Raw genomic sequence first — 8,519 nt, forward strand, 5'->3', positions numbered from 1 at the left:
GAGGTTTGACACGTTCCCATTGTTCTGTTGTTAATTCATAGCATTTCATACCTCTAGTTTCGCATATCTGCTCCTTTTGTGCAACTTTTATTTTTCAAACAAGCCCTAGATTGCAGTAATGCAAATATTGTTGTGGCTTTTTCTATCCGCTTGTGGTATGGTGTCTTGCTACGAGGAGGTAGGACACATGAATGACATACTGAAACAGCTCTATGACAGATTTTACACGCCACTGCCCATGACAGAGGCTGAGCAGGAAATTGAAGATTGTCACAAGCAGCTCATCGAGCGATTGGAAAAACCAGAGAGAAAACTGGTGCTGCGGATCATAGATAACCAGAGTCTGATTACAGAGGAACGCTCTATGGACAGTTTCCTCTGTGGATTTCACCTGGCTTTAAAAATGGCAAACGAATTGAATTGCTATAAACAAAACAGGCAACCATCGTCAGCTGAAGAAGCTGAGGCAGATGCCTGTTCTGTATGATGGTAACAGGAAGCATTCCGCACATCTTACCTGTGCGACACCATCTCTTGCAGGATGGCGTCAAGCCGCTGGAACGCCTGTGCCTTGCGGGTAGGAAGCCATTCCGAGCCTTCCTGATCATAATAGCGAAATGCTGACTCCCACGCAGATATTGCAAACACATCGCAATACGCCTTACCGGAGGAAAAGCCAACAGGCTGTCCATCCGGAAAATCAGCGTTGTTGGTCAACGATATAACGCAACGACCACTCAGCAGCTCCGGGAATACCGGCGAAAGATGGATGCCGCCTATATTTGTGCAGGAGGAAAGTCCATCCTCGCAAACGGAGAGCAGTTTCAGTTCCTCATCGCTGAGCAGACCTGCATCGTGCAATTCATTCAGAAGCGCAGTGTATTCCTGCTGTGTCATGTTGGATGGATCATACTTCTGGCTGAGGCTCTCCCATTCCTCATCTGTCAATACAGCGGAAAGGTCAGGCATAGGATGTTTGTTCTCGGAGGAAAACGCAGGAGCGCTCGAAAAAACATTGGAGAAATACGCCTGCATGGCAGTTCGATCCTCCGAACTGCTGCACACTACAAAGCTGGCGCTTGGAACGGTACCAGCCATAACATCCGCCCAGCTGACGGTGGGAACGCTGGATGCCCTTGCCCTTTTGGCATGATTGGTTACAGCCTTTTCAGCGTATTGGACTCCACAAACCATAGAAATCCTCTATCCTTTCACAAACTAAGCGATATCGTAACCTGTATAATAACTTAACTGTCTGTTCTGCCAGCAATCAGGGCCATTATACGGTCTGGATTCGCTCGTTCTTGACGCGGTCAATGGTCAGTTGAATACTGCTTAAACCCATCATCAAAGGCGATGTAGTTGCCCCGCTCCCTGTGGCCCCTCTCACCGCGTTCATTTGGTTTAGGATCTCCAGCACTTTGGAATAGGCGCCTTGCCTGATTTGCAAACTGCTGTCAGGCACTGCCCACTGGGACATGATCTGCGCAAACTGAAGTGCGTTTCCACCCACATCACTCAGTGAACGGACACTGGATCCCATACCGGAAGATGAGGTCCAGATATAGGCAGGCTCAAAATACCCCGGTACAATCGTGATACGGGACATTCCCAGGTCGCTGGTTTCAAGCCGACTTAGGACGCCTTTTTTCTCCAAGTATCGGATGAATTCGTCATACTCCGCTTGTGACATGTTTTGCGGATCATACTTTTCCGCAAGCGCTTGGATTTCCGCCTCTGACAGTGTTTGATTGCCCAACTCAGGCGGCTTCCCTTGTACTTGCTCGACCTGCTTTTGAAATTTTTCCATCAGAGCTGTGTAGCTATAAGTACCAACCTCCGCTTTTTGCGTCGTCGGATTCAACCAAATGCAGGGCAAATAAATCCCCTCAGATACTCCTCTCACATTCACACGAATATCCTCCTTAAAACAATCCGCTGTTCAAAGGCAAAACAGTTACGCCTTTACATCAATTCCCCACTGGTATTCTTCCAAAATGCTGGTATCAAATGCCTGCCCCGGCTGCCAGCCTGGGACATGGGCTTTGACAAAGGCATTGATTTTTTCCACTTCGTCAAAATGAATTTGATCTATGGTGTAGGCCGCGTCCCTTCGGTCTTTGGCGGGGATAGACATCAAATAGCTATGTACCATTTCTCCGTATTCATTGCCTGTCCCGGTCATGCCATAGCGGTACTTCATATTCTCAAATACTCTGTCCCGCACCTTCTGCTCGATCTCCTTGGACACAGGGATGATATGAAAATCCGCCGCAGTCATCCCGGTAATATCCATCCCGTCATCCGGCGTATCAGGGTGCGCTACCGCAGCGCCGTTTGGATATTTCGGCTGTGTGACTCCACGCTGATACTGATCTGAGGTCATCATCATACGGGCAATGTCTGTGATCGTCATTTTGTTACACCCCTTCCGGAAAATCGGTTATCAGGTTATTCACATCATTTGCTTTCCGTCCAGGGGTCATAATTTTCCCAGAACTCGAAGTCTGCATCAGTCCAACCCTCCGGTTTGGCAATCAGATTCCACTCGCGATTGGCAAAGTGGTCTTTTTCTTGATCGAACAATACTTTGAAAAGTTCAGGCTTATTATGCATCCAATCGGTATAGAGAGAAGTAAAACTTTCCTTTACAAAGCGCTGGCTCTCAAAATAGTCCATCCCAGATCCATTGATGGATGATTTCAACTGCTCGACGAAAGCGCTCCATTCTTTGGTCATTTGTCTAATTGCTTGATAGTGTTTTCCTTCTGGGGAAAGAGATATAACTATTTCCTTTGTGTGTCCCTCCCAGATGTCTACATTGCGCTGTGCAGCATCTTCTGGAAGGGAGAAATTGAAACTTCCATCCGCATACTGCATTTGGGAGATTTCTCTTTTTTCGATTTCAGTCCCTGTACCGTGCGGAACGGCATCCGTCTGCCTTGCCTCGTTCTGGACTCCGCAGGGGACCATCTTGTCGTCCAGACTCACCGCCTTACTTAAATCCACCCGATCAAAATTCGGCGGGGAAAATTGAATTTTCTCCCCAACCGTGGTCGGCTCCGCCTGCTGGCCCGATGGCTTGATATTGGTTACCCAGCCGCTGTTTACCAGAGCGTCGGGCAGGCGCATAGCTCCGGTGTCAGAAATAATCAAAGACATTTCGTTGTGCCTCCTTTACGCTTTTACATCAACGCTCCGCTGGTGTTTCTCTAAAATGCTGATATCAAATGCCTGCTCCGGCTGCCAGGGGAGGAGCGCCGCCCTGTCGCCCTCCTTCTGCTCTGTGCTCTCCGACCCCTGCCCAGCTTTGCAGGCGGGCTGCATCCGCTGGACGGCGGCCAGCACAGCAAGCCCGGAGGAATCTTTTTGGGCAAACCGGGCGAGCGCCTGCGTCCGCACCTGCTCGTACACCTGCTCGGCCTCCTCCTGGGTGTCACAGGTGCGGAGTTGCTCCTCGACCATTTCAATCTCCCGCTGGATCCGCTCCGCCTTGGCCGCAGCTTCCGGGTAATGCTGGCGCAGAAAGCGCATTTCCGCCGCGGTCAGCCGCCTGCCCGAATACATCTTGCGGATGATCTTCTCATACTTCCGATAGCGGGCCTGGCTCTCCTCCGTCTCCCGGACCTCCTCTTCGGGAAAGAGGGACGTGGCCGTCAGCTCCACTTTGCGCTTTTCGCCGGTTGGAAGCGTGTATTTCGTGAGACTTAAATCTCGGCTGCCAATGCTATTCATCTCCATAGAGTGCACCCCCTTGCTTTGATGGTTTTTTTGGCCGCTGTAAGCTCAGACAATCCACGTCGGTGGAAATTGTGGGTCATTTGCAGTATGACGGCATAAGCCTTCGTCTGGTGTTCCTTACCCCAGCGTCATAAAGCCCATGCAGGTTCCAGTCAACTCTCCGCTGTTGACCTTCGCGATCCAATCTCTGAATTTTTCCTTCTGCTCGGCGGCATACTGTTTCGCTTGGGCGTCCAACTCTTGCTGGGCCTTGTCGCAGGCGGCCTGGGCGGTCTCCTTGGCAAACTCGTATATATTCTCCAGTCGGTTCATGCCTTCCTCCCCCAGAGCGTAGGGATCTTCCGTCGTATGCAGCTTTCCGGTCAGGTACAGGCTTCTCAGCTGGTCATACGCCATAGCGGCGGACTGCTTGGTCATTCCCTCCGGCGGATCCGGAAGTTCGGTTCCGTCCACAGCAAAATCACCCAACCAGGACTGCACATAGGTGCGGTACAGGTAATGGATCGCCTCATCCCGATCCATACCCTCCAATTCGGCCAGCATGGGGGCATAATAGTCCCGTACCTGGGTCTCCAGAGCTTCCTTTTCGCTGGTCACAGTCTGAAGAAACGTTGTTTCGAAAAGCTTCGGATCTGGATTTACTACCAGAGTAGGTATCTCAAAGGTATCCCAATCCGGTTCGACGATTTGGATTTTGCCGGAAGCCAGTTTTTCCGCCAGCGCCGGGTCAATGCCGGCGGCTTCCATCTGTGCAGCAATGGACGCCTGACGTCCTTCCTCTGAGATCGTCACCGTATCTGCACCGGTGGTTGGGTTGCTCTTACTGGTGTTGCTCTGCTCCGCCGCAGCCGCACGAGCGTACGTTTCCCGCGGTTGCGGGGCAAGGTTTCGATCAATTCTCATCATCCTGGTTTCCTCACTTTCTCATTCTTGCGGGTCATGCCCGAGTGTCTACGGCAGCGTTCATTTCCGCACGGGCTTCCCGAAATGCCTGCAAAAAAATCATGTCCGTTTCCGTAATAAAATTGAATTCCGCTTTCGTCTGATGTATCGTCCATTGGCCATAAAAGCTGCTGTAACTCGCAATCAGTTCTCCCTCTGGTGAATAAACCTCAGCTGTCCGGAATGTCGAATCGCCTTTGATTTCGGCGGAATAGTCGCCGAAAAGATGCTCCAAATAGACTTTGATCCGCTCCTGCTCTTGATCCAATGTTTTCATAATGGAATTTACTTTGGCCATCGGGCTGGCACGATCAGGAGAGACATACCGTTCCATTCGGGCACGCTGAAGTTGAATAAATTCCTTGTCCATATAGATGCCCTTTTCCGCATCCTCGTGGGCCAGTGTTTGAATCTGTTTTACAAAGCCATCTGTGATCGCGTTCTTAACAGTCTTTTTTGCCGATGTTTGGATGTTCGACGCGCCACCCAGCTTGGCCGTATTGCTGGTTCCCAAGCCGCCAATTTGCATGGATACTCCCTCCCAACATCAATAATATAAACTTTGTGTTAAACCATAAAATCCATACTGCGGGAGACTGTCGGGAAACGGTCAAAATACCGCATCGGATAGAGCTGCAAGTTGGACAGGAATTGATTGAGCAAGCTGGCCTTATCCATATCTGTATCAGAGAAGGACAGCAAATCCGCAACATTCCGAAGATCCTCTTTGCTATTGTTGAACACAAGATCTGTGCTGAGCCGATGCTCTATGCCATCCTCGTCTGTGTAGGAAACCCATGTTTGTGCTTTTAAGGGATCTTTGGGATCAAACTCATCAGTAGTGTAATCCGTGACTGTTTTGTTGCCATCCACATCCTCCACGGTAAGCGAATTCATTCGGATGGTGGTACGATAAGCGTCTCCGCTCTTTTCATAAAACCACTTGAAATTTTCGGGGGCGCAACATCGGGATCAATGATATAGTGATCATCGGATGCAACAAACGGATCACCGTTTAGAGCCGTATTGAAATTGTATGGCTGGAAATGTTGATCTCGCCTATCTTTCCCTACTCTTCGTTACTGCGATAGGTACTGCCACCAGAACAAATACTCTTTATTATTTTATCGACCATCCGGCGAGAAAAACTTAGACTGTTCTCCCGCCATGACCATGATAAGAAGAAATGTGTGAAAGGTTTCCGCAAGGCCGGGAAACTCTAAATAAAGTCCTCCAAAATCATTGCCAAACTGCCACACCTCCCGGGGCGTGGCGTTTTCGCTGTCCGGCACACTGCACCAGGCGCATAAGCCCCGCTTGGCATAGTCGATGCGCTCCCTGGGCGCTTCGGCTGGGCTGCTGTCCCCGTTATGGAACAGAAATCCTCTTGCCAGGATGGTCAGCACCCGGTTGGGCCCCTCAAAGTCCAAGATGGTGTCAAAGGTAAAGCGGCCCAGGTAGGTGGTGTCCTGCTTGTTCTGAGCGGTGCAGGTCACCGCGCCGGTGTAATTCTAAAATTCCTTCCAAATATCATGAGACAGATGTCTGCGCAGATAGGCCACATAGGTCTCACAGGTTTTGGCATACGTGATGATGCCCTGCTTGAGGCGGACGGCCAGATCTTCTGCTCATCGGTATACCTAAGCGTGTGACCTGGTTCCGTGCGGCGAGAAGTCAAATCAGGCCATGCCGAGCAAGGCTTCGCCGCCCCTGGCGGCGGTGAAACGCCCGCCCTTCAGGGCAGGCGTTTCACGCAAGCATCGCGTTTTGATGTCAAAACGCCCTTGCAGGGGAAACCCCTGTCCCCAATGCCGCCTTCGGGCGGAACTTTCCGGCAAGGTTGCCGGAAGGTCGTCTGAGCTTAGATCGGGTTTGGTGAAATCATCAAACCCGATCTCATTTGAACATTTGGCAATTCCGGCGGCAGTTCATTGCGCTGAAAATCGGGTCCGGCAAGGTTGCCGGACCCGATTTTCACCTGCATCAGGATGTCGTTTTTTCAATAAACTGTCTACATGATTGGGTACATTACAATCCGTACAAGGGTGTCCATGTTAGCACCCTGGAGGTCAAGAAATCCAGGGCAGGGTGCATCATGAGACCCCCATTTTTCTTTTTTAATACGGACACAGACTGTCCGCATTATCTGTTAGGATGGGTGCGAGAACCGGGGATGGCCCTGGAGCCGTCTCCCGAGAGGAGGAGCAACATGAACACACAAACACACCGCACCTGCATCCGGATGAGCCAGGAGGAATACGACCTGCTGAAAAAGAAAAACAGGGCTGCCGGACTGTCCGCCAACGCCTGGCTGATGAGAGAGCTGGAGCGAAACCGCCCTATACTCTACCGGGAGAAAGAGACGAGAGCGGCCATCGCCTTTGCGGATGAGGCTGGCCGGGACATCAACGCCGTGGCCAGGGTATTCAACAGCGGCTGCGGCACCGCCCAGCAGCTGGGCTTTTCCGTCCACCGCCTGGCCCAGGTGGTGGAGCAATTCCGGCAGGTGCGAAAGCTGGGGTACCCCTATGCGGTATAAACACAAGCCACGCCCACCTATGCGGGACAACAGCTGTTCTCTGTCCGTCCGCATGACGGATGAGCAGTACCAGCGGCTGTGCCGCTATCTGGCCATCACCAGACTGCCGGTCACAACTTATTTCCGCAAGCTGATCAAGGAAACCACGATCCACGCCCGAATGCCCAGGCAGAAGATAGACCCGCATCCCGCCGTAAACCATATCTACTCCAACATCCGGCAGATCGCCCGCTGCCCAAGGGCCAGAGAACTCGCCCCGGAGCAGATCGCGCAGCTGGAGTTTCTGGCGGACAAGCTCTGTGAGGAGTGCTTCCTTCTCTCCACCCAGCAATAGCCTCTGTAAGGCCACAGGAGGCCCCGTGTGGCCTCGCAGGCCCAGAGGGGGATAGGTATGGCCCCAGAGAGAAACTGGGCGCTTTCAGCCGAATCGTCAGGAGCGTCACTTTTATGTCACAGGAGCAGAAAATCGCCTTTGACAATAGTGCCAAAGGCGATCCGCGGGAGGAGCGGAATATACCACAGAGCCGGGAGACCGCTTTTGATGAAATCACCAAAAGCGCTGCCCAGCAAGGTTTGGCAAAGTTGCCGAACCTTCCCGACCAGAGATGGAGGAAACGAAAATGTCAGAAGAAGCGAAAGATGATGTTCAACAGGTAAAAGCGGAACGCCTTCAGCGCTCCCATGGGCGGCTTATCCGTGTGGTGTCTGTGTTCCCGCAGCAAGGCAGCGCCACCCCGGAGGACAAGCTGAAAGCCCTCATCGACCTGGACGCACAGCAAGGGAAGCTGTGCGCCTAAAGGGCTGGACATTCCCCAGGCTTTGGGGTATTGTGTAGACGCGATGCGCTGAATCGGTTTGACGAGAAAAAAGGAGGGCTGTATGAAACAGTCAAACCAGAATGAGATCACCGCCCTGTACTGCCGTCTCAGCCAGGATGACGGGGCGGACGGAGAGTCCAACAGCATCCAGAACCAGCGGAATATCCTGGAGCGGTACGCACGGGAGCACCACTTCCCCAACCCCCGCTTTTATGTGGATGATGGCTATTCCGGGGGCAGCTTCAACCGCCCCGGCTTCCAGCAGATGATGACGGATATGGAAAACGGGAAGATCCGCACCATCATCACCAAAGACCTGTCCCGGCTGGGACGCAACCAGCTCCACACGGGGCTGTACATCGAGGAGCGGTTCCCCATGTTCGGCGTCCGCTACATCGCCATCAACGACAATGTAGACACCGACCGGAGCGAGAGCACGGAGCTGATGCCATTCAAAAATCTTTTTAACGAGTGGTTTA

At 52.1% G+C, this 8,519-nt stretch carries 14 protein-coding genes; 5 read left to right on the forward strand and 9 right to left on the reverse strand.

Annotation, left to right across the window (positions count from 1 at the left end; translation table 11 throughout):
* The first annotated feature begins 187 nt into the window (after window positions 1-187).
* Entirely contained in the window at window positions 188-487 is a 300-nt protein-coding gene (locus B5F88_RS17710; RefSeq protein ID WP_087348672.1) for a DUF6809 family protein, read from the forward strand.
* Window positions 488-513: 26 nt separating this feature from the next.
* Here the strand turns inward: B5F88_RS17710 and B5F88_RS17715 are convergent, their stop codons facing one another.
* The 9 genes from B5F88_RS17715 to B5F88_RS17755 all read right to left on the reverse strand — a co-directional run bounded on the left by B5F88_RS17715 (window position 514) and on the right by B5F88_RS17755 (window position 6,179).
* On the reverse strand, window positions 514-1,098 hold the full coding sequence (locus B5F88_RS17715; RefSeq protein ID WP_140402181.1) for a hypothetical protein: 585 nt from the start codon (window positions 1,096-1,098) through the stop codon (window positions 514-516).
* Window positions 1,099-1,279: 181 nt separating this feature from the next.
* Complete coding sequence (locus tag B5F88_RS17720) at window positions 1,280-1,912, reverse strand: hypothetical protein (RefSeq protein WP_087348678.1); 633 nt, start codon at window positions 1,910-1,912, stop codon at window positions 1,280-1,282.
* Between the two features lie 45 nt (window positions 1,913-1,957).
* A complete protein-coding gene (locus B5F88_RS17725; protein ID WP_087348679.1) occupies window positions 1,958-2,416 on the reverse strand; it encodes a hypothetical protein in 459 nt (152 codons plus the stop codon).
* 44 nt (window positions 2,417-2,460) lie between these two features.
* Window positions 2,461-3,162 carry a hypothetical protein gene (locus tag B5F88_RS17730; protein WP_087348682.1) on the reverse strand — a complete coding sequence of 234 codons (702 nt, stop codon included), beginning with the start codon at window positions 3,160-3,162 and terminating at the stop codon, window positions 2,461-2,463.
* 15 nt (window positions 3,163-3,177) lie between these two features.
* The gene (locus B5F88_RS17735; RefSeq protein WP_087348684.1) at window positions 3,178-3,741 is read right to left on the reverse strand and encodes a hypothetical protein; all 564 of its coding nucleotides are present in this window, start codon (window positions 3,739-3,741) and stop codon (window positions 3,178-3,180) included.
* A 117-nt stretch (window positions 3,742-3,858) separates the two neighbouring features.
* Window positions 3,859-4,647 carry a hypothetical protein gene (locus B5F88_RS17740; RefSeq protein ID WP_140402182.1) on the reverse strand — a complete coding sequence of 263 codons (789 nt, stop codon included), beginning with the start codon at window positions 4,645-4,647 and terminating at the stop codon, window positions 3,859-3,861.
* 31 nt (window positions 4,648-4,678) lie between these two features.
* On the reverse strand, window positions 4,679-5,212 hold the full coding sequence (locus B5F88_RS17745) for a hypothetical protein (RefSeq protein WP_087348689.1): 534 nt from the start codon (window positions 5,210-5,212) through the stop codon (window positions 4,679-4,681).
* A 38-nt stretch (window positions 5,213-5,250) separates the two neighbouring features.
* Window positions 5,251-5,556 (reverse strand): hypothetical protein, encoded by a 306-nt coding sequence (locus B5F88_RS17750; RefSeq protein ID WP_140402183.1) that lies wholly within the window; start codon window positions 5,554-5,556, stop codon window positions 5,251-5,253.
* Window positions 5,557-5,807: 251 nt separating this feature from the next.
* Entirely contained in the window at window positions 5,808-6,179 is a 372-nt protein-coding gene (locus B5F88_RS17755) for a hypothetical protein (protein WP_087348694.1), read from the reverse strand.
* Window positions 6,180-6,892: 713 nt separating this feature from the next.
* On the opposite strand from B5F88_RS17755, the gene B5F88_RS17760 reads away from it, so the two are divergent.
* The 4 genes from B5F88_RS17760 to B5F88_RS17775 all read left to right on the forward strand — a co-directional run.
* Window positions 6,893-7,222: a hypothetical protein gene (locus B5F88_RS17760; RefSeq protein ID WP_087348697.1), complete on the forward strand. Its 330-nt coding sequence runs from the start codon at window positions 6,893-6,895 to the stop codon at window positions 7,220-7,222.
* Window positions 7,212-7,556 (forward strand): hypothetical protein, encoded by a 345-nt coding sequence (locus B5F88_RS17765; RefSeq protein ID WP_140402184.1) that lies wholly within the window; start codon window positions 7,212-7,214, stop codon window positions 7,554-7,556. The genes B5F88_RS17760 and B5F88_RS17765 overlap by 11 nt, the downstream gene beginning before the upstream one ends.
* A gap of 286 nt (window positions 7,557-7,842) precedes the next feature.
* A complete protein-coding gene (locus tag B5F88_RS20850) occupies window positions 7,843-8,019 on the forward strand; it encodes a hypothetical protein (RefSeq protein ID WP_162612239.1) in 177 nt (58 codons plus the stop codon).
* A gap of 82 nt (window positions 8,020-8,101) precedes the next feature.
* Window positions 8,102-8,519 (forward strand): recombinase family protein (locus tag B5F88_RS17775; RefSeq protein ID WP_162612240.1); only part of this gene is annotated, 418 nt, incomplete at its 3' end.

The organism is Flavonifractor sp. An306 (genome assembly GCF_002159455.1).
Classification (GTDB): domain Bacteria; phylum Bacillota; class Clostridia; order Oscillospirales; family Oscillospiraceae; genus Flavonifractor.

What these genes read in the sequence shown, in the direction of transcription:
- B5F88_RS17710 (WP_087348672.1), top strand. Translation starts at nt 188, where the DNA reads ATGAATGACATACTGAAACAGCTCTATGACAGATTTTACACGCCACTG.
- B5F88_RS17715 (WP_140402181.1), bottom strand. Translation starts at nt 1,098, where the DNA reads ATGGCTGGTACCGTTCCAAGCGCCAGCTTTGTAGTGTGCAGCAGTTCG.
- B5F88_RS17725 (WP_087348679.1), bottom strand. Translation starts at nt 2,416, where the DNA reads ATGACGATCACAGACATTGCCCGTATGATGATGACCTCAGATCAGTAT.
- B5F88_RS17730 (WP_087348682.1), bottom strand. Translation starts at nt 3,162, where the DNA reads ATGTCTTTGATTATTTCTGACACCGGAGCTATGCGCCTGCCCGACGCT.
- B5F88_RS17735 (WP_087348684.1), bottom strand. Translation starts at nt 3,741, where the DNA reads ATGGAGATGAATAGCATTGGCAGCCGAGATTTAAGTCTCACGAAATAC.
- B5F88_RS17740 (WP_140402182.1), bottom strand. Translation starts at nt 4,647, where the DNA reads ATGATGAGAATTGATCGAAACCTTGCCCCGCAACCGCGGGAAACGTAC.
- B5F88_RS17745 (WP_087348689.1), bottom strand. Translation starts at nt 5,212, where the DNA reads ATGCAAATTGGCGGCTTGGGAACCAGCAATACGGCCAAGCTGGGTGGC.
- B5F88_RS17760 (WP_087348697.1), top strand. Translation starts at nt 6,893, where the DNA reads ATGAACACACAAACACACCGCACCTGCATCCGGATGAGCCAGGAGGAA.
- B5F88_RS17765 (WP_140402184.1), top strand. Translation starts at nt 7,212, where the DNA reads ATGCGGTATAAACACAAGCCACGCCCACCTATGCGGGACAACAGCTGT.
- B5F88_RS20850 (WP_162612239.1), top strand. Translation starts at nt 7,843, where the DNA reads ATGTCAGAAGAAGCGAAAGATGATGTTCAACAGGTAAAAGCGGAACGC.